Here is a 25,625-nt window from a genome sequence, read left to right as displayed (position 1 = left end):
CCATCCTAGAGGGACAATAAAAGGATTTAGGTCGCGCGTGCGAGATATGCGACCGTTATCCGTCATTCATCTACGATTGGAGGGATGTAATCCATCGGATCCTTCATCATATTGAGGACGACAGAGGTGTTGGTCTTGTTCACACCGTCGATCATGAGGATCGATTTGACGATATTCGAGAACTCCTCCCTATCCCTGCAAGCGACCCATGCGATGGAATCACATTCACCAGTGACATCGAATACTGCGATGACCTGAGGTATGGCAGTTATCTTCTCTTGGACACCCAGCATGTTCTTGTCGACGTAGATCTGGATTATGCCCATGAAATCGAATCCCAGTCTCATGTAATCGATCTTGGCACGATAGCCGTTGACGACACCTTTGGTCTCCAACGCCTTGACCCTTTGGATCAATGTCGTCGGGTGTATGCCCAACTGTTTAGCGATCTGCCTATACGACCCCTGGCTGGATGCGGACAACAAGTCTATGATACGCCTATCCAATTCATCGAATTCGTTGATATCCGCCATATGTACACCTTGTTGCTTCATCTGTATGTCAAACGTCTAATTAATTATACCCCTCCGGACAGACGGTGATATTAACAAGAAGTGAGATGACGGTCCGATATCATGACCGACGAACTGTTCAAAGATGATGCATATGTTTCAGAATTCGAGGCTGAGATCACATCGGTCGACGGTGACTATGTGACCCTCGGCGGTACAGCATTCTACCCTGGCGGTGGAGGACAGGTATGCGATACAGGTATCATCGGAGGCGTCAAGGTCGTCGAGGTCAAAGAAGCGAATGGAGAGATCGTACACAAGGTGCCAGGTCACAGATTCTCTGTTGGAGATAGGATATGGTGCAGTGTCGATTGGGATAGGCGCTATGACCTGATGAAAGGACACACCGCAGAACATCTGCTCTTCAATTCATTGCATCGTCAGGACCCTGAACTCAACATCGTCAAGATATTCATCTCGCCGGAATCGAAATACGTCATAGTTGACAGGGACATAGGATGGGACAAGATCTCGGAGGCTGTACGCTTCGCCAATAAGGTCATCCTGGAGAACCATTCGGTGAGAAGAAGTGTCATGAGCAAGGATGATCCAGACATCTCGAAGATACGTGTCAAGTTGGATCGTATAGAGGAGGACGAGATCAGCGTTGTGGAGATCGAGGATGTGGATCTCGCTGCATGCTGTGGCATACATGTGATGGAGACCGAGGAGATAGGTGCGATCTTCGTAAGCAAGAAGACATCCGCCGGCAGGGATGGCGTCGAGATACACTTCGAGATCGGAGAGAAGGCCGTAGATGAATCCATGTCACTCGCCACATCATGCCTGTCGATCATCGATGGACTCGGAAGTAAACCGTCCGACATCGAGAGGACGATCTCCAACATGAAGCATGAGTTGGAATCCTGCAAGAGGATGCTGAAGGAATCCACGATATCGATGATAAGAACATTGAAGCCGGTGAACATCAGGGGCATCGATGTATATGCAGGCATATTCCACACATCCGACCGTTCCGTACTGACGGATGCTGCTGAGAGATACAAAGAGGATGGTGCTGTGGCAGCATTCATCGGTGTCGGGGACAACCTCACCGTACTGTTGGCATCCGGAGATAAGAGAGTCGACTGTAAGAAGCTCATCTCCGAGACCCTATCTGAATTCGGAGGTCGCGGTGGCGGGAAACCGGATTTCGCACAGGGCGGTGTTGCGGATACGGCTATGAAAGAGAGGATATTGGAGTCCTTGATGAAAGGGATCGAACACTCCCTTTGAATGAAAAACGTTTAATCAGAGCTACCGTATTGGTGATATTATGTCTGGAATGAAGGGCATCAACCCACGTCAGATGAAACAAGCCATGAAGAAGATGGGCATCACGAATGCATCCATCAACGCCATAGAGGTCATCATCAGGTGCCCCGATAAGGATATCGTCATCAGTGACCCCGATGTCAATGCGATGACGATGCAGGGTTCAACCACCTACCAGATCTCTGGGATCGTGTCCGAGAGAGCGCCTGGAGAGATATCCGATGATATTCTGTCGATACCTGAAGAGGATATCGAACTCGTGATCTCACAGACGCAATGCGACCGCGAAAAGGCCATTGAGGCTTTGGAAGCATGCGGCGGACAACCGGCAGAGGCCATCCTCAAGATAATGACGGAGTGATGACGATGTGCTTGGCCATTCCCGGTAAGATCGTCTCGATAAACGATGATATTGCGGAGATAGACTTCGGCGGCGTGATGAAGAAGGCCAATGTGTCGATGGTCGATGCCAATGTAGGTGATTGGGCCGTCATACACGCTGGATTCGCCATAGAGGTCATGGATGAGGATGACGCCCAAGAGACGATAAGACTTTGGAATGATGTCCTCGACCACGATGGCGTAGAGTTCAAATGAGGGTCACTGACCCTCGATGACGAACTTATGGTAATTGTTACCTGTACCGAATATCTCTGATTTCGTTATGACATAAGGTATGTTCGTCGCACCCGTCAACAATCCTGTGAAGAGTCCATGGTTGAATGATGCTATGGAATCTATCGGCAGAGGGAATGTTTCGCCATATCTGATTATTATGGTGAGTGGCATGAAGGTATAGATGCACACCTCTCCTATTGCATTCCTCTCGTAGAATTCCTGTATCCAACTGATGACATCCTCGACCTTGTTGGATGTCAATCTGGACGATATATGCATAGCGAACTCCCTCCCCATATCGAATGTGAGAGGAGAGAAGTCCAAACCTGAGAAATCCAATTTGATCAGGAACCTTATCAATGCATCCTTGAAGAAATCCTTCCCATCCATGAGCTTATCGAAGAAATCCTCGGAATCATCCTTGGGATGTTCTATGACATCCTTGGAAGATGCTATCTTCTTCGAGATCAATCTGAAGATCTTCCTCCTGCTGTCATTCTTATCGAAATCATACGATATCAGATTACGGTTGACCAATTGCTCCATGTGTACCGAAAGCGTGGACTGAGCCTTTCCGGTGATATCGGCCACCTCACTCATCGAAAGTGGTGATTCAGATAGCTCATTCAAGATGCGCATATGAAGCGGATCAGAAACCTGGATGATACTATTGATCGAACCATCATCGACAGCATAGATCTCAAATGCACCGTCAACAGCCTTCTTCGTTCTGGCCATGCGTAGCCACGGACGGACAGAGATATAATGATTGTCCTCATTCTGTCAAAAAAACGACGTTTTGACCATTGTATCATAAGTAGAATGGATTGTGTAATCCTATCCAAGAGCTTGTGTCGAACGGTTGGATAGGGGCATGATGTGTTTCATACCAAAACAACGGATTTCGGTTCGAACAAAACAGTTATATATGAAACAAACATGCAGAGTTCTGGTACGACGGTCATAGCGGCGGTGTAACACCCGGTCCCATTCCGAACCCGGCAGTAAAGCCCGCCTGCGTCTCTGACTGTACTGTATTGCGCAAGTGTACGGGAACTCAGAAACGCTGTCGGCCACTTCTTCATTCCTATTCCGTCCAGCACTGCGTATGTGTTGAAACTGGCCGATTGTTGTACAAATATTTTTTATTAAAGTAAACCTACACGACACTTGATGATAATAATCAAACTCGGTGGGAGCATAATCACTGATAAAACGGATTACCGTAAATTCAACAAGGATGTTGTTGCGAGATTATGCAAAGAGATAAAGGAATCCGGGCAGAAGGTTATCATCGTACATGGTGCAGGATCGTTCGGGCACATAATATCCAAGAGATTCAAACTGAATGAAGGATATGTCGATGATGCCCAGATACCTGCCGTAGCACAGGTCTGCTATGATACGAGGGACCTGAGTTCCATGATAATCAAGGAACTCATCGATGCAGGCATACCTGCGATATCCATCCCTCCGGGATCGGCATTCTATATGGAAGATAGGATCCTCAGGATCGAGGATGAATCCGTCATCAGGATGATGGTAGAGAAAGGGCTCATGCCGGTGATGTTCGGGGATGTTGTCCAAGATAAAAATCTTGGATTCGCCATATGTTCGGGCGATCAGATCACCGAACTCCTTGCGAAGATGTTCGATGCGGAACGCGTGATATTCGTTTCCGATATCGATGGACTATTCGATTCCGATCCGAAGACCGATCCGAATGCAGAACTGTTATCAAAGATCGATAAGGATACGCTGTCCGCCGTGAACACTGACATCAGTGTGGACGATGTCACTGGTGGCGTACGCGGGAAGATCGAGACGATGCTTGACATGTGTTCCAAGGAAAGGGACTGCATACTCGTCAATGGCATGGTCGAAGGAAGGCTCCTCTCCCTCCTGAAGGGCGAGGACGTCATATGTACAAGAGCTGAAGGTGAATGATATGGCTAGGATAGAGGGTAGGAAAGCGGACCACATCAATATCACATTGAACGAGAACGTCACCCCAGGATACAGATATTGGGATGACATCAGATTCATACACGAGGCTCTGCCTGAGATCGATTATGATGATATCGATACGAGTGATATGGTATTGGACAAGAGATTGGAGTTCCCATTCATCGTCAATGCCATAACCGGCGGTTTCGATGGCGCGACAAGGATCAATGAGAACATCGCCAAGGCGTGTGCCGAAGTGGGTGTCGGAATGGGTGTCGGTTCGCAGAGAGCTGCTGCAGAGGGCATCAGCAAAGAGAGCTATAGCGTCATCAACGACTACGACATACCGTTGGTCATAGGGAATGTCGGTGCACCGCAACTCGTCGAACAGAAGAAGAAGCATGCGCTTAAGGCGGATGATGTCATGGGATTGATGGAATTGATATCCGCGGATTACATGGCGATACACCTCAACTTCCTCCAGGAATCTGTACAACCCGAAGGGGATATGAACGGCAAAGGATGCTTGGAGGCCATAAGAGATCTTGCGAAGGAGATCCCCATAATCGTCAAAGAAACGGGCGCAGGGATATCCCATGATACGGCTGAACGTTTGAACGGCATAGGCGTGAGAGCGATAGACATCGGAGGTATGGGAGGGACCAGCTTCTCAGCCATCGAGATGTACAGGGCCATAGAGAAGAATGATCGCACCAAATCGAGATTGGGAAGGACGTTCTTCGACTGGGGCATACCTGCCACTGTATCGTTACTCATGATGGATTCCAAATTACCGATCATATCATCCGGAGGCATCATGAATGGCCTGGATGTGGCAAGATCGATCGCTATGGGCGCATCATGTGCGGGAGCATCGTTCGCGGTGCTGAAGGCCGCTACGGAATCGTATGAGGCTGTGAAGGAAACATTATTGACGATCAAGGAGGAGCTTAGGACGGCCATGATGCTGACAGGTTGCTCCAACATCAAAGAGCTGTCCGAGACCGGATTCGTGACGGTCGGAAGGACGAAGGAATGGATGGAAGGATTATGATGGATGCTAAACAAGAACTTGCAAGAATGTCCGAGGAACTCGACAGTGCGATAAGATCATACATAAAGGATGAGGAACCGAACAACCTCGTAGAAGCCTGCAGACAGTACCCGTATCACGGCGGAAAGAGGATGAGACCATCCATGGTGATAGCGGCATGCGGTGCAGTAGGCGGAGATAAGGATAAGGCTGTACCATTGGCGGTCGCCATCGAATACATACATAACTTCACGCTGATCCATGATGACCTCATGGATGGGGATGAGAAACGCCGCGGTATGACCACATCACACGTGAAATACGGCATGCCGACAGCTGTCCTGGCTGGTGACGGTCTCTTCGCCAAGGCGTTCGAGATCATATCGACGATGGATGTCCCGTCGGATGTCATGAGGAAGATCCTCAACATAGTATCCGTCGCTGTATGGGACCTTGCCCGCGGCCAGCAGATGGATATAAACAATGAGAATGGCGAGAAGGTCACGATGGAGCAATACATCGAGACCATCCGTCTCAAGACGAGTGTCCTCTTCGCATCCGGTGCTGCAGGAGGTGCATTGATCGGCGGTGCGGATGATGATGTTGCCATGGCCATACGCGATTACGCCATGTCCCTGGGTGTCGCATTCCAGATGTATGATGATATACTCGGTATCATCGGCGACCCTGCCAAGACAGGAAAATCCGCAGGCAACGATATACGCAAAGGTAAGAGCACAGTGATCGTATGTCACGCACTCAAGAACATCAAGAATAAGGAAGATCTCGACAGATTCGAATCGATTCTCGGTAAGATGGATGCGTCAGAGGACGAGATAGAGATTGCAAGGAATATACTGAAAAGGACAGGTAGCATAGATTATGCGATCGAGATGGCCGAGAAGTATACGAAGGATGCGATCTCCAAACTCGATTGTCTCAAGGACAGTAAGGACAAGGAATTCATGATCGCTCTCGCAGAGTATGCGATGAGCAGGGACGTCTAATCCCCTTCGATACCTGTCTCTACGATACGATAATTCGCGAATTTACCTTCGGGAAGGCTGCGGTGCTTCACTATGTTGGCCGTACGCCTCCCGTTGGCCCTCTTATCCAAACGTATTATGGTCTTCGCGTTGTGATGCAACGCATGACCACCGAGGAATTCTATAGAACCTGAGCCGATGTTGGTGTAGACCTGCGACGTTATCATTATCACGATATCGTTCTGTCTAGCGGCCTCCATAAGCACCTCTATCTGTCTGATGAATTCGTTCCTGACGAGCATATCATCGGAATGGAGACGATAGAACATAGTCATGGAATCCACGACCACCAATCCGATCTTATCATTCGCTTTGCATAATCTGCAGACCTTGTTTATCCTATCCGTCTGCTCATCGAAACTATGTACTTGGAATACCAACAGTTCCTTGATGGATTCAGGTTCTGTGAATATCTGCATTATCCTGTCGGATGACAATCCTTCTGTGTCGATATAGGCTACCTTCTTCCCGGATTTGACTACATTGTATGCGGTCTGCATACAGATGTTGGTCTTCCCAGTGCCTGCTTCGCCGTAGAACAGTGTTATGCTGCCCTTCTCGAGACCTCCGCCCAGAAGTGCGTCGAATGTACTGCATCCAGTAGGTATCCTTTCCACGATTGATGATAAAGATACAAAATAGAAAATAGTTTTCAAAGATGTTTAGGAAAGAGTGATGTTCACTCCTTCTTATCGTCACTGCGTACCTCTTTGACGGGTTTGATATCATCCATGTCATAACTCACGTCATCCTGGTATGATTCACCCTTCTTCATGTAGTATGGTACGGCCATCACGAGTGTGAACAACCATATCACAACAGCGATCACGACTATGGCACCGAAGATTATCAATGCGACATAGATCAGATTCTCGACCACGTCGGGATATGTCATGAACACCCATGCCACAACACCTACGACAGCAACGATCACGATGACCAACAGCATCAGGAACAATCCCGATCTCGTCGTCTTCTCCGTCCTTATCGAATTTGGATCCATGTTATCACGTATTCTTTGGCATGAATGGGTATAATGCCATCGCCATGTCCCCGAGGGTCATGGATTGTATCACTATCTTCCCCGGTCCTGTCAATGTGGTGACGAATAATCCCTCTCCTCCGAAGAGTGCTGTCTTCGCACCTCCGGTCGAGGTTATATCGTATCTTACGGTCTCCTCCCATGCGACCGCTTTACCGGTGGATACTTTGTATTGTTCTCCAGGCCTGAGATCGACAACGTTGAAATCACCGCAGGCTCCAATGAATGCGATCCCTTTCCCGCTGAGCCTCTCGAGTATCAATCCCTCTCCTCCGAAGAGCATATTACCGAGTTTCTTCTGGAAGGCTATGTCAAGATCGACAGTGGGTTCGGATCCAAGATATCCGGTCTTCTGGACTATCCATGGGCACCTCGTCACATCTATATCCATGATCTTCCCAGGTACATCCCCTCCGAGTCCGACGATACCGGATCCTCCTTCCGCATGATACTTCACTAAGAAGAGGGATTCTCCGGAGAACATCCTCTTGACGCCTTTGAACAATCCGCCTTCCATCTTGGCCTCCATCCTGACATTGCCTGTCATGTAACTCATGGAGCCGGCCGTGGACATCAGTTCCTCACCGGGCTCCAATTGGACGTTGACGAACTGAAGGTTATCACCAGTGATGGTGTATTTCATCCCTTATACCTCTATCGTGATAAGTTATTCACAATTAATAAGAATGACGACGTATTGACACGGGGTATGGAAAGCAACGAGATCGGGAGAGGGGCTGAGGCGACCGTGTATCGTACGACATATCGCAATCGTGATGCGGTCGTGAAGCACAGGGAACCAAAAGGCTATCGTCATCCTGACCTCGACAGACACCTCAGGATCGCAAGGACCAAGACCGAGGTCAGGGTAATGATCGATGCTAGGGCGGCAGGAGTGAGATCGCCTGTTGTGTACGATGTCGATCTGGAGGATGGAAGCATCACCATGGAGTATCTGAAGGGTACGAGTGTGAAAGATGCTCTTGATGAACATCCCGAGGATGCTGATGTCATCTGTACAATGATCGGACAGATGATCGCCAAACTCCATAACGGTAAGATATGCCATGGTGACCTCACTACATCCAATATGATGATCGATGAACATGGTAACATGTGTCTGATCGATTTCTCATTGGGGGATACACGCATCGGCTTGGAAGAGATGGGTGTCGATATACGCCTTCTGGAAAGGGCATTCACATCAGCGCATTCCACGATAGAGGGTGCGTTCCACAATGTCATCGAAGCGTATTCTAAGGACATGAAACAATCCAAACAGGTACTTGCGAAGGTAGAGGAGATCAAAGGCAGGGCGAGATACACATGAAGCTGAAAGTGATCACATCCAATCCAGGCAAAGTGAAGGAATTCCAGAGATCGTTCGAGGATATGGGAGTGGAGATGGAACATCTGCACCTACCATACGATGAGATCCAAACATCAGAATTGGAAGAGGTTGTGAGGAAAGGGATGGATGAGATCCGTTCCAAGGGTGTCAATGACTTCATCATAGACGATTCAGGATTGTTCATCAATGCTTTGAAGGGATTCCCTGGGGTGTATTCTGCCTACGGTCAGAAGACCATAGGCAACAAAGGGATCCTGAGACTCATGGAAGGGGTGAAGGACAGATCTGCAGTTTTCAAATGCTGTATCGGGTGCGATATCGGCGGTAGAACGATAATCGTCACTGGCGAGTGCCCAGGATACATACTTGATTCCGAAAGAGGGAATGAGGGATTCGGATACGACCCCATATTCACCCATGACAACGAGAGATCATTCGCCGAGATAGGTGTGGAAGAGAAGAACGAGATATCACATCGCGGTAATGCTGTGGCACTACTCAGAGAACGCCTGATATCCGAAGGTCTGATCGGACCGAAGAATTAATAACCATCTCACCATTCACTGCTTTGAACGTGGGCCTATGGGCTAGCTTGGTATACTTGTGGCTTTGGGAGCCATTGACTCCGGTTCAAATCCGGATAGGCCCACTCATTATGTGTCTGTCTGATTTTCAATAAAATGGTTGCTTTCAATTACATAATATAAAACTTATCTTATTTGGTTCACATTGAAGTTCGATGATCGATACCCATAATGGATTATTAGTCATTTCATACTTCTTTGAAATTTAAGGAAATTTTTTAATAATTTCAACGATATGTACAATCATGCCTTCAGAGAAAATCATGGTTCGCAACAAATATCTGGACAGGATAAGACCGTATTATGAAACTGATCTTATCAAGGTCTTGGTCGGACCCAGACGTTCAGGCAAATCTATGATCCTGAAGACTATCAAAAGTGAGATAGATGCTGATGATGAGCATAAGATCATGATAAACTTTGAAGACATGGATTATCATTCGATCAATGATGCTTCCAAACTCAATGATTTCATCAGAGAAAAGATCAAAGATGGAAGATACTACCTATTTTTTGATGAGATTCAGCATGTAAAAGAATTTGAAATGGCATTGGCTTCATTCAAAGTGAAATATGATTGCTCCATATTCGTAACAGGAAGCAACAGCACACTGCTCTCCGGTGAATTGGCAAGTCTTCTTGTCGGAAGAACAAAAGAATTCCTGATAATGCCCTTCAGCTATTCTGAAGCAAAAGAATACATGATATTCTTAGGAAAAGAATTGCCCAATCATTTTTTCAAGGACTATCTCCGCATGGGCGGATATCCGCAGCGTTTTCAATACACAGATGAAACTGCAGTCAGAGAATACCTGGAAGAATTATATGAATCAATAATAGTGACGGATGTTTTAAAAAGAAGAAGCTCCAGTGAAAAAGAGAAGCTAAAACACGTCGCATCTTTCGTTCTGTCCAACAGCGGCTCGAGATTCTCTGCTCAGAATGTTGTCGATTATCTGAACAATACACACAATTCGGACAAGTATATCTCATTACAGACAGTGTATAATTATCTTGAAAGGATGGAGAAGGCATTCCTCATAAAACGGACCAAAAAATACAATGTTTCCGGAAAAAAGATAATGGACTCTTTTGTAAAGAATTATGCTCTGGATAACGGACTGTCTTTCATTAACACCAATTCAATGGATCTGAGAGACACGTTCTTTCTGGAGACTTTGGTCTATGATGAATTGATATCCAGAGGATATGAGGTCTATGTAGGTGAGACTTACAAGGCAGAAGTCGATTTTGTAGTGATAAAGAACGGAAAGAAATGCTTTGTTCAGATAGCCTATCTGATGACGAACGATGAAACGATTGAACGCGAATTCGGAGCATTCTCGCCGATAAAGAGTGCAAACCCAAAATATGTTCTGTCATTGGATGAACTTGACATGTCCAGAGATGGGATCGTCCACTACAACATCATAGACTTTCTGGATGGGAGGGCAGATCTGTATCTGACATGATTCGCCTGTCTATTGATAGCACATATGATGTGTCCAACATACATGAATGGATTTGAACCATTTACAATGAGCCTTAAAATGACTCTATTGAAATTATTATCAGATTGCTGGCCATATAAAATTCAAATCCGGATAGGCCCACTCATCGATTCGTTTACATCTCCTTCCGATAGCTGCGCCTGTCGATCACATAATGTCCATGATTGATGTACGGACATGGTCTGATGGACGAATCCAGTCCTCGCCTAGCGTATCCTAATCTGAACACACACCGAACACCGCGTAAGTTCAGACGCTCGCTATGAGGGGCAGAACATCGAATCTACATCACCCGATGATCATCCATCAGAGAGATTCTCTGCCAACGATTCGATATCGATGCTCTGACGGAAAGATACATGTTCTGACATCATACGATGAATAATTATCAGAAGCGTTAAATCGCATTCTTTTGTATTTTATCATTTGATTTTGTAAAATAATTACAATTTTATATCTTAAAATTCATTGTGTTATTATGCTCATAGAGTTCAGCATAAAGAACTTCGGACCGTTCAAAGATAAAGCGGTGTTCTCCATGGAATCCACTGCTTTAGATGGTAACGAAGGCAATCTACTCAACAGCCCACTTAAAGATCCACTTCTTGGGGCTGCAGTGATCTTCGGTGCCAACGCATCTGGCAAATCATACGTTCTAAAAGCGATGGATGTGCTTCAGATAATGGTCCGTGCCCCTATGAACCCGAATATAACATATCCGTGGTACCAACCATTCCGTGCTTCCAACGAGACACTTTCTGCTCCGACTGAATTAGGGATCGCTTTCACCGTTGATGATGTCCGGTATGATTATTCGATATCATTCGACAAAGATCATGTTGTTGCAGAATCACTCTATCACTCCCCCAAAGGTAGAAAGGGCATGGTCTTCTCCAGAAAAGAACAGAATTTTAAATTCGGACGTACAGCGATAAGGGGCCTCAGATCCAGCTCTATGCTGACATCCCAGACATCATCCTTCTTATCAGTAGCTGCCCAATACAACAATGAAACCTGTCTCGCTGCCCACAAGGGCATAGTGAATGATATCAAGATCATCGGTGGGAACCTTTCGACGATGCTCAATGATGTGATAGAATACATCAACCTGAATAAAGGATTCAAAGAACATATGATGAAAGCTCTGAGGATCGCAGATCTTGGGATCTGTGGGATCTCTGGAACGGTGAAGACCAGAAATGCGGTGGAATTGATCAATCAAATCCCTCAACAGGTCATTGGTCTGATGATGGCCACAGGAAACACGGAGGTGGCAGAGACCTCTCTGTTCCTGGAACACGATTTCAAGAACAGCGACGTGGACAAGGGTATGCTTAATTTCCCGTTTCAGATCGAATCCAATGGTACGATGCAACTGTTCTGTCTGATGGGGCCCATTGTCGATGCATTGGAACACGGCTACACAGTGATGATCGATGAATTCGGCACATTCATCCACTCCGACATAGCGAAATGGATAATACGTCAATTCAGAAATGCTGCGAATCCTAACAAAGCCCAATTGATAGTGAATACTCAAGATCAATCGTTATTGTCATTGGAGCTCCTTCGCAGGGACCAGATATGGTTCACCCAAAAGAACATCGATACTGGTGCGTCAGAACTGTATTCACTATCGGATTTCAACGGCGTACGTGCAGACATCGATCTTCAGAAAAGTTATTCTGTGGATAAGTTCGGGGCCAAACCCTTCGTTTCCAATGAGGATGTGATGATTTGAATAAAAATTGACATAAAAATTCATTGAACCTACGCAATGAATCGCCCAATCATGAAGAAAATAGAACTCAAAACCGCACCGTGACAAACCACCATACGTATGCCTGAAATGACAGCTACACATTTTCCAAGCGACTTTTTCAATGTTCAGCACATTTTCCAATGGAGTTTTCTGAATATTAGCACATTTTCCAAGCGACTTTTTTGAATCGTGTAGATGAAGGTAAGATGTGTTATCAAAAAATCATTACAAGGCGATATGCTCAGTTCATGATTGTTCGCTCATGAGAGAGACATACGGAAAAAATTGTTATGAGAATGAGACTAATGATTCAAACGATGTCTTCGATCTCTCTTAAGAATTCGTATACAGCTTTACCTTTTGAGGTGAGTTCTATACTTGTAGGATAACCCGAACGGACATTGAGTAATCCGACCTTCTCCAATTCGCATAACTTGTCAGGCATCCTTGGATTCTTAGATACGTTCTCATATAACGTGGTCTTCGATGTCACACCATTCTCCCCAAGGAACAATATGGTCGACAGGATGTGTTTCTCTTCCAATGCTTTGATCTTGTATTGTTTCATCTCATCCATCTCTGTGCTCTCGCAAATAACGTTATAAGAACAATCATTTACATTTATTATAAGTGTATAATACTTAATAGTATTTATTTACAATTAGTGATTATAAAAAGACGAATGTTCTGGCAAAAACAGAAATGCACTAAATTTTCGCCCAACCAGACATATTCCATCGGAACCTAAAATTATTATTGCACTAGTTCACGCAATAAATCAATGAGGAGGGGTCTCCCCCTCCTGTTTAAAGTTTTCACTTCCTCTTAATGACAACTGCCAATAATAAGAGCGATGCGACCATTGTTGCAATGGCTGCCATGAACGTTACGTTCTGATTCGTTACTTCTTTAGTAACATTGACAATTGTATTATTGTCATCACCTGGTGTGATCGGAGGCACAGGGACGTCAGGTGCCGGTGTAGCATATACGATACCATACACTGAGTTGTGATTAGTCTGGAAAGTGATCGTTGATGTTGTTGCATCGATCGTTCCACCCATCAATACCTTGTCTCCACTCCCTGGGTAGTAGTACACTGAGGGCGTTCCCTTACCACTTGTGTAAGGCAATGTGATGCTCATGGACGCATTCATCGTAGTACCATCCTTATTGACGGTGATCTCGAACATATCGCTGGTAAGCTTGGTCACAGATGCCGTAATGTTACTGCCAGATACGGAATCCACCGTATTGTCTTCCAATGTTACACTGACATTGTTTGGAAGTTCGATTATGATCTTCGTCGCTACGGTAGCTATCGGGACATTGAAGTCGACTTTACCATCTTTGTATGAGATGACAATGACGTTTGAATCCTTGACCCATTTAGCCGTCAAAATGATATCATCATTTACAACTGTATTGAAATCCCACTTGCTTGTTCCATCGTACCATCCGCTGAATACGTAACCCGACCTGGATGGATCAGCAGGTTTGGTGACTTTATTTCCTTTGTCGATTGTTTCGATTGCCTTGTTTCCATTGTTATCAAAGGTGACAGTGACCAATTTGACGAATTCTGCTATGTATGTGGCATTGGTCATCGCCTTAAATGTCTTCGTGGCATCCGTTGTACCATCATTCCATCTGAGGAATCTGTATCCGTCGTTAGCAACAGCCTTCAATGTAACCATATCGCCATTGTCGTATGATGATGCTCCTGTAACAGTACCTCCATTAGATGGAGAGCATGAAGTTATAATCTTGATGGATTTTTCACCCCACTTTGCAGTAAGTTTGGTTGGAAGTCCTTCAAGTGAATTTACTTTTGTTTCCGTATACTTAGAATCACCATCATACCAACCATCGAAGTTAAATCCATCCTTTGAAGGTGTTGGAAGTGTGAATTGCCTATCAACGAACACAGGTACAAATTTATTCTCTGTTGCAACGTCGACCCTTTCACCGTAATTAAGTTTAATCAGACCGACCTTGTTGCTGTTTGTATTCCCAATTGATCCATAATCTGCTATAGTCCCTTGAGTATCAACAGAGAATGAATTGCTATCGATTGTGACATTGCTACCACCTTTTTCTATTGTCCCCTCGACAAAATAGAAATTCATATTGCACGAACCCCTCATTGTCTCCCCAGTTATAGGGTAGCCTTTCTGCTGGAAACAGAACAGATCGTTCGTCTGTATTATTTTTGAACCTTCGTGATTGTACCATGTGATTTTGTCAAATCCTGCTGTGTAGAGAATGTATGAGCTACCTGCTGCATTTAACCCCTCTATTGTACCATAGTTGTGTATCTCAACTGTTGTATTGACATAATCCGCACCAAGCGATGTTCCGACACTGATTTTGTGACCACCGTTAGATAGATACTCTCCTTCGATTTTTGCTCCGCTCTCATTAACAATGATGCCAGTTCCAACAAAATCTATTGTATAGATCTGACCAAAGTTACGGATTGTGTTGCCACTACCTCTTGTTGAAAGGAAGTTTTTGACAACTCCATCCTCTTTGTTGACAAATGTGTTATTATCTCCGATGACCTTTACTCCATAATATGTATCTGCATCAATAGTTCCAACATTGTTTATAGCGTTATTGTTGCCACATACATACACTCCAAGATTCGCTGTTTTAAACTCTCCTTTGAATATGATGGTATTGTTGCTACACCTTCTTGTATCGCTACCTATTGCTATACTTTCATTAACTTTACCAGAGAATACCATTTCATTCCCATCGCCGTAGAGGTAAAATCTTGTCAATTTACTGTCTTCAAGCAATGTTACTTTGATGTTGTTACAATGAACACTGGTCGTACCCTCTATTTCTCCATCGAACAAGACTGAAACATCGGTACCCTTAACGCAAACATTGATACCGTTTCCCTTATTGATTTTGAATGTGAATGTCGAACCATTCAATGAATCGATGATATTTATTGTGACATTGGTACCAATTGTTGATGGGTTGAAGTTGATTATTGTTCCTTTTGGACAAGTGACTTTATCGATAGTAAATGAGAATTTAAAGTCCACAGGGATATATTTCTCAATCTCCTCAGATGATTCTACGACCATGTCTGTTACTGTAATGCCGCCTTGGTTGAGTGCTATGATGTCTGCAACTATTGCATCACCAGTAGCAACTGTTCCTTTGTTATCACAATTCCTGATTACCAAATTCATGTAGTTGTGACTGATTATACCAGAACGAATGTATGCATCCCCAATTATCTTCCCATTATTGACACATCCACTGATCAATCCTGCAGTGTATTCGGAAATACCTGCAAGTGAACCTGCTTTACTGTTACTGCTATTGATGATCTTACCATTGTTAATACAATTGATTATGGATGTGGTTTGTTGTCCGTTAGAATGTCCAACGATTCCAGTGGCGGAGTTATTGCGGTATTTGCCGTCATCAGTATCTTCTGATTCAGTTTTTATTTTCTGAATAGAGACTTCTCCGTTGTTGACACATCCATAAATCAGCGTAGATGCAGGAGTATCAGCGATGTTACCAAGAATTCCAGCTGCTGATGCAGATGTGATATAAACCTCAACCTTTGCTTCATTGACTGAATTGATGATCGCACTGTTACCATTGTCACGTACCGCACCAACGATACCGCCGATGGAATAACCTCCTTTATCAACAGTACCTACAGTGTATTCCTTTTCAGTCGACACGTTGTTGACAACAGAACCTGATAAGAAACCAACCACGCCTCCGCTGTTACCCATTGTCAGGAGTGAACCACTTTTGACCTTGATGTTGTCTATGCAGGTGTTCGTTGCCTTACCGACCAACGCGCCTACAGTCTGTCCTTCGACAGATATTCCAACATCAGTGAACACGATGTTCTTCAAAACTGCACAATTCTTACTCCAATCGAGTATCTTCAACACATCTGGTTCGTAACCATTCAATACACTATCGATGGCGACATCAGATGATGTTGCACCAAAAAGGCCCATGTACATCTTATCTGCCTCATCACCACTACGGAGCACATATTTTATTGTCAAACCAGCGATCTTATGATCCTTACCATCGAATACACCCGCGAAGGGCTTATCTTCGGTTCCTATCGGCACCCACTCTTTTCCAGCCAGATTGATGTCAGAAATGAGCACATAGTATTTTCCAACATACTTAGCCTCGCCTGTGTTTATTTTCTCAGCTAGAAACGCCAACTCATTTGCAGTTCCAATCTTGTAGGGATTTGTTTCTGTTCCTTCTCCCGATAGTGATGTCACACCTTCGCTACTCCATGTGCCATCGGCGGCAGATACATCCCCGTCATCGAACATGATGAAAGCACAAGCGACGATTGCGAATACCGCCAACATCAGTGCGAATAGGACCTTCTTCTCCTTCTCCATTCTTCTCTCTCCATTCATGAATGCCCAACATACGCCAATGGCCTCCAAAGAAATAGAAAGCACGTGAATCGCAATGTCAATCCATTCATTCTAAGTGTAATACACTTAATTTAACTGCTATAAATTCAATGTACCTTATATATCTATGGGTGACGAACGGAACAGTTAGCAAAAACCTATGAAGAATAACAATCAATATTGTTGTAAAACAATGAATTACAATAATTATGTTTATAATATTTTATAACTAATTACAAAAATGCACAAATGATGACAAATAAACAGAAAAAAGTGTCAATAAGTGTAACTCTACCGCCAGAGGTCATGGACTACCTATCGAAAAAGGTCGAATCCCGCGAATTCGCAAGCTTCGCTCATGGGATCGAACTATGTGTGAGAAGATACATGGATGCCGATAAGAACGACGACATCACATATCTCAAAGGACGCAATTGAAAACACTCGTGTGCATGCATCATCGGCATGCACACGTGGATCACAACTTGTTCTTGTGGAAACGCAACGTGATATCGTCGCCTGCAGCTAAGCAGACCAATTCCGTGATGTAGAGTACAGGTACACCATCCTCGAATGCATCATACCTAGCGAAACATGATGGGCAACCGACAATGACAGCATCCACATCCTTCAAGGAATCCTGCCTCTCCCACATTATCTTCTCAGATATACCTGGCACTGCCTTTCCGCAGCAACCCTGTTCCACATCCACGACGGTGCAACCGCATGCCTCGATTATGTCCGAGAACTCTTCCCTGTGATGCCTGAGACTGCACCCGGGCAACGATGCCACCTTCAGGTCGATGCCTTTCAATCCCTTTATGACATCGATACTTCTATGCAACGGACCGATCACATGATCAGTATCGCACACTGATGACATCTCGTCCCTGCATCCAGGGCATATGTTGAACATCTGCCTTATGTTCTGATTATCGGCAATCTTATGCTTCATCGCATCCCTATCGCCATCAGACATCGATCTGTATGGTATCGGATACGTGCAACAACCGCCGTCGAATCTTCTGACATCATTTCCAACGATCCTCAATGCCTCTACAGCCGAATACTCAAGATACGGCGCCATTGCGACCGTCAGACATCCAGGCATCAATACGTTATCTGAATCTTCATCATAATCAGGAACAGGCAACCCTTCGACCGATGCAGGAGGGAGATTGTATCCCGTATCGTAGAATGTCTGAGGTATCTTCACATCGTTGGCGATACATGCGGCATACATCATGACCTTCTTAGGTATCGTCGAACCGCAGACATCATTGCACAATCCGCATGTAAGACATCCTTTGGCCTTCTCTATGTTGCCTGCCATGACCTCCAACGGGTCGCATCCGCCGTGACGGTATGATGGGCATACATCCCTGCATGCACCACAACCGACACACCTGTCCATCAGATTTGCGATATCCTTCCTGCAGATCATCTCAGAAGCCTCTGACGATCTCATCGACATCGGAGATCTCTGCGCCATATACCTCTTTGAGATACTTCAGACCTGCAAGATAGTCCTCTTCGGTGAATGAATCGACACCATCCGTCGGGACGATGATGTTGTATCCTCTGTAGTATGCGTCCGCTGCTGTGTGACGCACGCACATGTGTGCGTGCAGACCGGTGAGGATGACCGTATCCACATTCAGTTCCTTCAGCAGCATCTCCATATCGGTACCGTAGAATCCACTGTACCTTCTCTTGGGTACTATATAATCCCCTTCCTTGGGTTCCAACTCAGGGATCACTTCGGCACCCTCCGTACCGACTATGGCGTGATCGCCCCAAAGCTTCAACTCATGATCGATACCTTTGATGTGTGCATCATTGGAATAGATGACCGGTATGCCCTTCTCCCTAGCATTCTTGACAAGATCGACGAGATGAGGGACTATCCTCTGCGCACGATCGCATCTCAAGGAACCTGTAACGAAGTCATTCAATACATCGACTATGATTATGGCCTTACCACTGTTACCGCATACCATGTTCTAGGGATATCGCTACCGATATTATAGATTATGCGAACGAATGCTCAGTACAAATTTTAAGTAACGTAACGACGGTGAAACCCCCATAACCTCTGAAATGGATGGTGTGGCGACATCCGTCGCCCCAGATATCCGAAGAAGGACGATAAGATGGAAAGAAGGTACAGGATCATCCTATTCGCATTGATCCTAGGTTCATTCATGACAGCGTTGGATGCTACGATCGTCGCGGTCGCATTACCAACTATAGCGCATGACATGGGTGAAGCAGGTCACGACACATCCAACATCTCATGGGTACTTCTCATCTACACACTCATGCTATGTTGTTTCATCCTATTGTGGTCCAAGATTGGCTCCAACATAGGATACAAGAAGGTATTCATCATCGGAATAACGATATTCACGATATCATCCCTCGCCATAGGGATATGTGGACTGATGCCCGAACTCGGATTGATGTCCATAATCATACTGAGAGGCGTACAGGGTCTCGGCGCAGGTATGTCGATGTCCATGTCACTTGCCATGGTGTCATCGTACCTTCCGGCTGAGAGTAGGGGATCGTGTATCGGTGCGGTGACGTTGTCATCATCCGCAGGTACCGCGTTCGGACCTGCTATCGGAGGGATACTCACATCCGTTCATTGGTCATACATATTCCTCATTAACGTACCGATCGGATTGATCTGTCTGTTCCTCTGCCTCAGATACATGAAGGTGGATGAGGAGATACCTGCTGAGAAGAAGAGATTGGATGCCTTGGGTGCTGTGCTCATCTTCATCACATTGTTCTCGATGACGTATTATCTCAACGAAGGAAGGGACATCGGGTGGATGTCCGATATAGGTATTGCGATCCTTACGACGATGTTCGTCGGCGCAGGACTCGTCGCATGGTGGGAACAGAGAGCATCGGATCCATTGATCTCGATGTCCATGTTCAAGAATGAGAACATCCTGAAATCGAACCTCATCAACCTGTTGTTGTTCATGGCGATAAGCGGATGCTATCTTCTCTTGCCATATTATTTACAATATGTACAAGGCATGGAGACGATGGAGTATGGATTCATACTCATAGCGAACTCCGTCGGAATGATGGTCGCAGGACCGATCGTCGGCAGGATAACTGACAGGACAGGGGACAACAGGATATTCATCATCGCAGGTTCGCTCATCGCTGCCATCGGATTCATATTGATGACCAAGTTCAGCGAATCCACTGAATTGTGGTACATCATACTCACGTTGTTCGTGATGGGTGCTGGTATGGGTATGGCATTGGTCGCAGTCACCAACCATTCATTCGGATTCATAAAGAAGGGAGAGGATGGATTGTTATCAGGACTCACGAATACGTTCAGACAAGCAGGTTCCTCTTCGGGTGTAGCGATATTGAACGCAGTGTTTATGGCATTCATACTCACGCCCGCTGTCGGGATGACCGTTGGTCAGGTGCTCATGCCTGGATTCAAACATGCGTTCTTCGTTGCCGCTTTGATGTCGATGATCGCATTCGTATTGGCGATGAGCCTGAAACAGAAAGTGGAGGAATGAGTGAATACTCACTGTCCGGAGTACCAATCGAGGACTTCGGACAGATTCCTCTCATCTACCAGATCCTTGCCTGAAACGACCATCTCCAATGCGAGTTCCTCTTCAGGAGTCCTGTTCTCAATGGATTCCAATTTAGCCTTCATCTTCTTCAATACAGACTTCATGACGAATTTGTAGAATCCGCGGAGTTTGTTAGGGTCGAATCCACCCTGTAACGTGAATAGAGGGACGTCTACCGGGATCTTGGTCTTCTTCCTTACCTCCTCGAGTTGACTTCCTGTCGGCCCCATGCATACTCCGCATACTGCCTTCACCGTATACGATTTGGAAGCGACATCGAATCCTTTCACGACGCTTGCCGCCACCCATCCTAGGTAGATGACCTCGCTTCCCTTCGGCACATCCCTGGAACCGGATGGACGTACGGTCAATCCTGTCCTCTCGCCGAGGAGTTCGGCGTATTTTTTTGTAAAACCGGTGTTCGATGTGTATACGATGACAGATATCGTCATACTAGAACATCAATAACGGAATATTTCCACATATCGCATAAGATGCTTGGATCATATGGTGTGAAGATAATAGAAAAAGGATCGGGACGGTGTCCCGGATCCATTCAAAGTACTTTGGAAAGGAAATCCTTGAGACGTTCGTTCTGAGGATTTCCGAAAAGTTCTGCAGGAGTGTTCTCCTCTGCGATGACACCGTCATTGATGAAGAACACACGATCAGCGACCTCCCTTGCGAATCCCATCTCATGCGTGACGATGAGCATGGTCATATTCTCTTTGGCAAGGTCCTTGATCAACAACAACACTTCCCCGACCATCTCGGGATCCAAAGCGGATGTGGGCTCATCGAACAGCATCACATCAGGATTCATAGCGAGTGCCCTGATGATCGCGACACGCTGTTGCTGTCCGCCAGATAACCTCTGGGGACGCTGATCGGCCTTTTCCGACAGACCTATCCTCTTCAGCAAAGCATCGGCCTTGTCCGATGCTTCCTCCTCGGTCATGAGCTTCAACTGTGTTGGAGCTAGCATGATGTTCTTCTTCACGCTCATGTTAGGGAAGAGATTGAACTGTTGGAACACCATACCGATCTTCTGACGTGCCTTGTTCACGTCCACGCCCTCTCCCGTTATATCTGTACCTTCAAAGAACACGGAACCACTTGTCGGTTCCTCCAAAAGGTTGAGCGAACGTAAGAAGGTGGACTTACCGCAACCAGAAGGGCCAATGATCGCGACGACCTCTCCCTTTCTGATCGTGGTGTTGATCCCTTTCAATACCTCATGATCTCCGAAAGATTTGCGAAGATCCTTGACCTCTATCAGCACATCTCCATCAGATGGCATTTGCATTCAACCTCCTTTCGAGTTTATGCACCAATGCAGTGAGGATCATGACCATCGTCAGATAGATCAATGCGATACCGATCAACGGCACCATGGCCTGATAGGTGAATGACATGATGATCTCGTATGATTTTGTAAGTTCAACTACGCCGATCACACCACAGATGGATGTCTCCTTAAGGAGGCTTATCCCTTCATTACAGAGTGCAGGCAATATGTTCTTGACAGCCTGCGGAAGGATGACTGTAGTCATCATCGCGCCGAATGAGAGTCCAAGACTCCTTGCCGCCTCGAACTGACCTGCAGGCACTGCGTTGATGCCCGAACGTACAATCTCAGCGACATATGCGGCAGAGTTCAGACCGAACGCCAATGAACCTGTGATCAAAGGATTGATTCTGAATCCTATGACATTCGGAGTGAGCACCACCAAGTAGATGATAAGAAGTTGCACCATCACAGGCGTACCACGTATGACCGTGACATACGCTCTGCAGATGATGTTGAGGATCGGTAGCTTACCGTTCTTATCGTGGATCGTCCTTACGGATGCGATCATCACTCCAAGGATCATACCCAGGATCAGTGCCATCACTGTCAATATAATCGTATTCTCTAAACCGGATAGCACATACTTCCAACGATCGTTGTAAATGAACGCATCGTAGATATCGTCCCACAATGACATCAGACTACCTCTCCTCTTTCAGATCAGGCCTTTGTGATGACGACCTGAATTGACTTCGTGTACGGGTTGGAGAAGTCGACCTGCTTTGCTCTCTCATCCGTAACTGTCATTCCAGCTGCGATAACGTAATTCTCGCTTTCTTTACTTCCATCCAACGTTGTGATGAGTGTAACGAATTCGATACTCTCACATTTGAGTTCCATTCCAAGTATGTCACAGATTGCCTGCATAAGATCGACGTCGAAACCTACGATTGTTCCAGTGTCTCCGCCGTCTTTGAATGACTCATACGGTGGGAAGTATGCGTTTGTGAGCATCTTGAGGGTTCCAGCACTTCTATCTACATCTTTCTTGACATATGCTGTCCCCTTTCCCTCATAGTAGTAATCTTCAATTGCTTTGAGTGTTCCATCTTCCCTTAACTTTGCAATCGCATCGTTTATCTTATCGAGAAGTGCAGTGTTACCTTTCTTCACTGCGAGTGCGTATGATTCTTCGACATAGTTGCTATCAAGGATCTTCAATCCGCTGTTGAGCTCGATGAACTTCTTTGCGGGCTGCTCATCTATGATCACACAGTCGACATGACCGCTCTTCAATGATTCGATAGCCTGTGCACCAGTGGTATATGACAGGACTTTCGTTTCTTTGCTCAAATTACCATTCTCTATGTCGCCTAGGACGAATGTGTCTCCAGTGTAACCTTTGATGGTTCCGATGGTTGCTCCATTGAGATCGTCGATTGTCTCGATCTTTTTCGAACCCCCACCATTGTTCATAAGAACGACTGCTGCACCGATCGCTGCGATAACAACGACAGCAACTGCGACAATCGCGTAAATCTGCTTCTTTTCCATTGTATTTCCTCCAATAGGATTGATAATTCCCTATTATGAAAGGACGTGTATAAGTGTTGTCTAACTTACTTGTATGGATAATGACCTGATGTCTGATATTGAACAAATCTATTTGAAATCAGACATCAGAATGATGTTAAAAAAGATTATTTCAACCTATTTCCGTCTGAGAATGCTTTTCCGACCTTCTTACCGAACTCGATATAGTCGCGATTCAGACCATCGTAGATAATCGGCCTTAGTTTAGAGATGTCCACTTTGCCATCGGTCATGACATCCTCATCTACGGAGACGTTGACGATCCTTCCGATCAATTCCTCATTGGAATAACTCTTGACGACGCATTCGATCGACATCTTGAGTTCATTGATCAATGGTGCATCCACGAACTCACTCTTCATCGCTGTGAAACCAGCCTTTGTGAATTTATCCTTCACATCATTTCCAGAGACTATGCCGACATAATCGCATGCATCCAACATATCGACGGTTCCAAAACTCACTGTGAACGCCCCTCTGTTGAGAAGGTTCTTGACGGTCTTGTGATCATCCGATAGGCAGATGTAGATCTCGTCATCATTGTGTATGCCTCCCCATGCAGCGTTCATGGCGTTCGGCACACCATCCTCATCATAAGTGCCGATGATGAGCACAGGCTCAGGATACAGACATGGTTTGATGCCTAGGTTCTTTCTCATGTGAGAAGAAGAATCATCCGAGGTATTTCTCTTTACGGATTATCCTGAGGATCGTTCTATATCTCCTCATGCATGAGGGTGTCTTCGGCTCGACGCGATAGTATTTCCCATCGTATGTGATTCCACATCCTCCTCTCACGGCTACGATGTTGATGCGATCCTTCAAAGGGAAGTGCATATCCGTGGATCCGCCCTTGATCGTGATCTCATCATGCGTCATGGATATCGTCACATCGTCATCAAGAACTACTGCATTGTCACCGGACATCACTTTCAAGATACAGTGCTCATCGGTCGCGATCACAAGATCGGGATCATCCTCCCACGTCTGTGATTCCTTGACCAACTCCGACCTCTGCCACATATCCCAATCGTACAGATTATCGAATATCGCATCCTTGTCGAAGAAACCATACTCATCCACAGACACCGAATAGCCGCATGAATCACATGACAATACATCCACATGGCTGTGAAGATGCCCATCCTTCATGCATTTGGGGCATCTGAAGACCAATCTCTCCATGTGCTCCGCACGGCATTCACGGTCGTAGACCACCCTGTGCTCCCTGTTCCATTCGTAGTGATTCACGTAGAGGTCCCTGTAGATGATATCGTTGATCTGCTCAACGGTCATCTTCTCAAGGTCCTCTTTCTTGTAAATATTGATCACTTTCCCGGTCAACGGACCGCCTGAACGGTGGTCCGCCCACTTGGGTTTAAGGAAATATCCGCCATCCATCCTGAAAGTTATGAGATCGACATCGAGGTCCTTGATCATCTGACCCGTACGTTTCCTGATCTCTGCGGTGACACCATTCGGACATTCCTCGCCTTCGGCAGCCATGTTCACATTGATGCCTTTCGCCACGGTCGCTTTGGCCGCTTCTATAGCATCATCGGCAGATTCACCTTTACGGCGATATATCCCGTTGGTACCTACCTTCAATAACCATCTCAATGAACGCTTCCTCAGAAGAGCATCACTGATGATGAATCTCCCATAATATCTCATGGAATTCAGGACACCCAAGAAATCATAGTCGCATATGTGGTTGTATGTGAGGACATACGGACGTTCGATCTTCCCTTCATATCTCTCTGTACGGATGTTGAAACGTTTGATACATATCGCTATGATAAGACAATAACCCAACACCCATAGGGTGAAACGATACCACAGAGTATGTTTCGGATAATCCACGCCCTTATTCCTCGACCCCATATGATAGCCTCATTGAACAGGGAAGTATCTGCATATCAGATATAATGTAAACGGAAGGAGGAT

27 protein-coding genes, 1 tRNA gene and 1 rRNA gene are annotated in these 25,625 nt (G+C 45.7%); 14 read left to right on the top strand and 15 right to left on the bottom strand.

Annotated elements, in window-relative coordinates; all coding sequences use genetic code 11:
• Nucleotides 1–62: 62 nt before the first annotated feature.
• The gene (locus ACI2NF_RS04305) at nucleotides 63–533 is read right to left on the bottom strand and encodes an Lrp/AsnC family transcriptional regulator (protein WP_400148431.1); all 471 of its coding nucleotides are present in this window, start codon (nucleotides 531–533) and stop codon (nucleotides 63–65) included.
• A 102-nt stretch (nucleotides 534–635) separates the two neighbouring features.
• Between ACI2NF_RS04305 and ACI2NF_RS04300 the strand changes: the two genes are divergently transcribed.
• The 3 genes from ACI2NF_RS04300 to ACI2NF_RS04290 are packed head-to-tail and all read left to right on the top strand — an operon-like array spanning nucleotide 636 to nucleotide 2,444.
• Nucleotides 636–1,808, top strand: coding sequence for an alanyl-tRNA editing protein (locus tag ACI2NF_RS04300; protein ID WP_400211136.1), 1,173 nt, complete (start codon nucleotides 636–638; stop codon nucleotides 1,806–1,808).
• A 40-nt stretch (nucleotides 1,809–1,848) separates the two neighbouring features.
• On the top strand, nucleotides 1,849–2,208 hold the full coding sequence (locus ACI2NF_RS04295) for a nascent polypeptide-associated complex protein (RefSeq protein WP_400150308.1): 360 nt from the start codon (nucleotides 1,849–1,851) through the stop codon (nucleotides 2,206–2,208).
• 5 nt (nucleotides 2,209–2,213) lie between these two features.
• On the top strand, nucleotides 2,214–2,444 hold the full coding sequence (locus tag ACI2NF_RS04290) for a HypC/HybG/HupF family hydrogenase formation chaperone (protein WP_177971027.1): 231 nt from the start codon (nucleotides 2,214–2,216) through the stop codon (nucleotides 2,442–2,444).
• 3 nt (nucleotides 2,445–2,447) lie between these two features.
• On the opposite strand, the gene ACI2NF_RS04285 is transcribed toward ACI2NF_RS04290, so the two are convergent.
• Entirely contained in the window at nucleotides 2,448–3,203 is a 756-nt protein-coding gene (locus tag ACI2NF_RS04285) for a winged helix-turn-helix domain-containing protein (protein ID WP_400152021.1), read from the bottom strand.
• Between the two features lie 215 nt (nucleotides 3,204–3,418).
• On the opposite strand from ACI2NF_RS04285, the gene rrf reads away from it, so the two are divergent.
• The 4 genes from rrf (at nucleotide 3,419) to ACI2NF_RS04265 (ending at nucleotide 6,452) form a co-directional block, all read left to right on the top strand.
• Nucleotides 3,419–3,540, top strand: a 5S ribosomal RNA gene (gene rrf / locus ACI2NF_RS04280).
• A 98-nt stretch (nucleotides 3,541–3,638) separates the two neighbouring features.
• Nucleotides 3,639–4,412: an isopentenyl phosphate kinase gene (locus tag ACI2NF_RS04275; RefSeq protein WP_400205345.1), complete on the top strand. Its 774-nt coding sequence runs from the start codon at nucleotides 3,639–3,641 to the stop codon at nucleotides 4,410–4,412.
• A 1-nt stretch (nucleotide 4,413) separates the two neighbouring features.
• Nucleotides 4,414–5,466 carry a type 2 isopentenyl-diphosphate Delta-isomerase gene (gene fni, locus ACI2NF_RS04270; protein WP_400152019.1) on the top strand — a complete coding sequence of 351 codons (1,053 nt, stop codon included), beginning with the start codon at nucleotides 4,414–4,416 and terminating at the stop codon, nucleotides 5,464–5,466.
• Nucleotides 5,448–6,452: a polyprenyl synthetase family protein gene (locus ACI2NF_RS04265; protein ID WP_400150316.1), complete on the top strand. Its 1,005-nt coding sequence runs from the start codon at nucleotides 5,448–5,450 to the stop codon at nucleotides 6,450–6,452. The genes fni and ACI2NF_RS04265 overlap by 19 nt, the downstream gene beginning before the upstream one ends.
• Here ACI2NF_RS04265 and radB read toward each other — a convergent pair.
• The 3 genes from radB to ACI2NF_RS04250 form a co-directional block, all read right to left on the bottom strand.
• Nucleotides 6,449–7,108 (bottom strand): DNA repair and recombination protein RadB, encoded by a 660-nt coding sequence (gene radB, locus ACI2NF_RS04260; RefSeq protein ID WP_177970827.1) that lies wholly within the window; start codon nucleotides 7,106–7,108, stop codon nucleotides 6,449–6,451. The genes ACI2NF_RS04265 and radB overlap by 4 nt on opposite strands.
• Nucleotides 7,109–7,170: 62 nt before the next feature.
• Entirely contained in the window at nucleotides 7,171–7,494 is a 324-nt protein-coding gene (locus tag ACI2NF_RS04255; protein ID WP_400211135.1) for a hypothetical protein, read from the bottom strand.
• A 4-nt stretch (nucleotides 7,495–7,498) separates the two neighbouring features.
• On the bottom strand, nucleotides 7,499–8,176 hold the full coding sequence (locus tag ACI2NF_RS04250; RefSeq protein WP_400150320.1) for a TIGR00266 family protein: 678 nt from the start codon (nucleotides 8,174–8,176) through the stop codon (nucleotides 7,499–7,501).
• A gap of 66 nt (nucleotides 8,177–8,242) precedes the next feature.
• On the opposite strand from ACI2NF_RS04250, the gene ACI2NF_RS04245 reads away from it, so the two are divergent.
• The 5 genes from ACI2NF_RS04245 (at nucleotide 8,243) to ACI2NF_RS04225 (ending at nucleotide 12,720) form a co-directional block, all read left to right on the top strand.
• The gene (locus tag ACI2NF_RS04245; protein ID WP_400195737.1) at nucleotides 8,243–8,863 is read left to right on the top strand and encodes a KEOPS complex kinase/ATPase Bud32; all 621 of its coding nucleotides are present in this window, start codon (nucleotides 8,243–8,245) and stop codon (nucleotides 8,861–8,863) included.
• Complete coding sequence (rdgB, locus tag ACI2NF_RS04240) at nucleotides 8,860–9,429, top strand: RdgB/HAM1 family non-canonical purine NTP pyrophosphatase (protein ID WP_400211134.1); 570 nt, start codon at nucleotides 8,860–8,862, stop codon at nucleotides 9,427–9,429. The genes ACI2NF_RS04245 and rdgB overlap by 4 nt, the downstream gene beginning before the upstream one ends.
• A 31-nt stretch (nucleotides 9,430–9,460) precedes the next feature.
• Nucleotides 9,461–9,533 (top strand) — tRNA-Pro (locus ACI2NF_RS04235).
• Nucleotides 9,534–9,713: 180 nt separating this feature from the next.
• Nucleotides 9,714–10,940, top strand: coding sequence for an ATP-binding protein (locus ACI2NF_RS04230; protein WP_400152015.1), 1,227 nt, complete (start codon nucleotides 9,714–9,716; stop codon nucleotides 10,938–10,940).
• Nucleotides 10,941–11,457: 517 nt separating this feature from the next.
• A complete protein-coding gene (locus tag ACI2NF_RS04225) occupies nucleotides 11,458–12,720 on the top strand; it encodes an ATP/GTP-binding protein (RefSeq protein ID WP_400211133.1) in 1,263 nt (420 codons plus the stop codon).
• Between the two features lie 331 nt (nucleotides 12,721–13,051).
• On the opposite strand, the gene ACI2NF_RS04220 is transcribed toward ACI2NF_RS04225, so the two are convergent.
• Nucleotides 13,052–13,318: a hypothetical protein gene (locus ACI2NF_RS04220; protein WP_400150329.1), complete on the bottom strand. Its 267-nt coding sequence runs from the start codon at nucleotides 13,316–13,318 to the stop codon at nucleotides 13,052–13,054.
• Nucleotides 13,319–13,556: 238 nt separating this feature from the next.
• Nucleotides 13,557–17,153: an InlB B-repeat-containing protein gene (locus ACI2NF_RS04215; protein WP_400211132.1), complete on the bottom strand. Its 3,597-nt coding sequence runs from the start codon at nucleotides 17,151–17,153 to the stop codon at nucleotides 13,557–13,559.
• A 324-nt stretch (nucleotides 17,154–17,477) separates the two neighbouring features.
• Here ACI2NF_RS04215 and ACI2NF_RS04210 point away from each other — a divergent pair, with 324 nt between their 5' ends.
• Entirely contained in the window at nucleotides 17,478–17,609 is a 132-nt protein-coding gene (locus ACI2NF_RS04210; protein ID WP_400146872.1) for a hypothetical protein, read from the top strand.
• Between the two features lie 40 nt (nucleotides 17,610–17,649).
• On the opposite strand, the gene ACI2NF_RS04205 is transcribed toward ACI2NF_RS04210, so the two are convergent.
• Together ACI2NF_RS04205 and ACI2NF_RS04200 are read right to left on the bottom strand one after the other, a co-directional pair.
• A complete protein-coding gene (locus tag ACI2NF_RS04205; RefSeq protein WP_400211131.1) occupies nucleotides 17,650–18,645 on the bottom strand; it encodes a 4Fe-4S binding protein in 996 nt (331 codons plus the stop codon).
• Nucleotides 18,617–19,171 carry a cysteine hydrolase family protein gene (locus ACI2NF_RS04200; RefSeq protein ID WP_177972066.1) on the bottom strand — a complete coding sequence of 185 codons (555 nt, stop codon included), beginning with the start codon at nucleotides 19,169–19,171 and terminating at the stop codon, nucleotides 18,617–18,619. The genes ACI2NF_RS04205 and ACI2NF_RS04200 overlap by 29 nt, the downstream gene beginning before the upstream one ends.
• 153 nt (nucleotides 19,172–19,324) lie before the next feature.
• Here ACI2NF_RS04200 and ACI2NF_RS04195 point away from each other — a divergent pair, with 153 nt between their 5' ends.
• Nucleotides 19,325–20,734: a DHA2 family efflux MFS transporter permease subunit gene (locus ACI2NF_RS04195; RefSeq protein WP_400206570.1), complete on the top strand. Its 1,410-nt coding sequence runs from the start codon at nucleotides 19,325–19,327 to the stop codon at nucleotides 20,732–20,734.
• A gap of 8 nt (nucleotides 20,735–20,742) precedes the next feature.
• On the opposite strand, the gene ACI2NF_RS04190 is transcribed toward ACI2NF_RS04195, so the two are convergent.
• From ACI2NF_RS04190 to ACI2NF_RS04165, 6 genes are all read right to left on the bottom strand, one after another.
• Complete coding sequence (locus tag ACI2NF_RS04190) at nucleotides 20,743–21,246, bottom strand: hypothetical protein (protein ID WP_400152009.1); 504 nt, start codon at nucleotides 21,244–21,246, stop codon at nucleotides 20,743–20,745.
• Between the two features lie 104 nt (nucleotides 21,247–21,350).
• Nucleotides 21,351–22,094, bottom strand: coding sequence for an amino acid ABC transporter ATP-binding protein (locus ACI2NF_RS04185; protein WP_400146913.1), 744 nt, complete (start codon nucleotides 22,092–22,094; stop codon nucleotides 21,351–21,353).
• Nucleotides 22,084–22,782 (bottom strand): amino acid ABC transporter permease, encoded by a 699-nt coding sequence (locus ACI2NF_RS04180; RefSeq protein ID WP_400146885.1) that lies wholly within the window; start codon nucleotides 22,780–22,782, stop codon nucleotides 22,084–22,086. Before ACI2NF_RS04180 ends, ACI2NF_RS04185 begins: the two co-directional genes overlap by 11 nt.
• Before the next feature lie 23 nt (nucleotides 22,783–22,805).
• The gene (locus tag ACI2NF_RS04175) at nucleotides 22,806–23,639 is read right to left on the bottom strand and encodes a transporter substrate-binding domain-containing protein (RefSeq protein ID WP_400146887.1); all 834 of its coding nucleotides are present in this window, start codon (nucleotides 23,637–23,639) and stop codon (nucleotides 22,806–22,808) included.
• A 146-nt stretch (nucleotides 23,640–23,785) separates the two neighbouring features.
• Entirely contained in the window at nucleotides 23,786–24,337 is a 552-nt protein-coding gene (locus ACI2NF_RS04170; protein ID WP_400146890.1) for a flavin reductase family protein, read from the bottom strand.
• A gap of 13 nt (nucleotides 24,338–24,350) precedes the next feature.
• Nucleotides 24,351–25,562 carry a lysophospholipid acyltransferase family protein gene (locus tag ACI2NF_RS04165; RefSeq protein ID WP_400211130.1) on the bottom strand — a complete coding sequence of 404 codons (1,212 nt, stop codon included), beginning with the start codon at nucleotides 25,560–25,562 and terminating at the stop codon, nucleotides 24,351–24,353.
• Nucleotides 25,563–25,625 lie beyond the last annotated feature (63 nt).

Origin of the sequence: Candidatus Methanarcanum hacksteinii, from assembly GCF_964305265.1 — an archaeon.
Classification (GTDB): Archaea; Thermoplasmatota; Thermoplasmata; order Methanomassiliicoccales; family Methanomethylophilaceae; genus Methanarcanum; species Methanarcanum hacksteinii.
The sequence above is the reverse complement of the archived record's forward strand: the minus strand, read 5'-3'. Positions and strand labels throughout refer to the sequence as shown.